This is a genomic window from Pseudomonas sp. SIMBA_067, assembly GCF_046534675.1.
GTDB classification, from domain to species: domain Bacteria; phylum Pseudomonadota; class Gammaproteobacteria; order Pseudomonadales; family Pseudomonadaceae; genus Aquipseudomonas; species Aquipseudomonas putida.
Genome location: NZ_JAWRYH010001567.1, coordinates 1 through 223, shown reverse-complemented (window position 1 = coordinate 223; position 223 = coordinate 1). Strand labels below are relative to the sequence as shown.

Here is a 223-nt window from a genome sequence, read left to right as displayed (position 1 = left end):
TGGCGGACTCAGCAGGATTCGAACCTGCGACCGCTCGGTTCGTAGCCGAGTACTCTATCCAGCTGAGCTATGAGTCCGTGTTGGTAGTTTTAGACCAGGTTACCACTGGTTGACTGAAGCAGCTGTGCAAGCAGAGCCACTTCAAGAAAGTGGCGGACTCAGCAGGATTCGAACCTGCGACCGCTCGGTTCGTAGCCGAGTACTCTATCCAGCTGAGCTATGA

The 223-nt window shown here is 54.7% G+C and carries 1 tRNA gene; it reads right to left on the bottom strand.

The window, feature by feature from the left end:
- A tRNA-Arg gene (locus tag SB765_RS34725) sits at nt 1-77 on the bottom strand.
- Between the last annotated feature and the right edge of the window lie 146 nt (nt 78-223).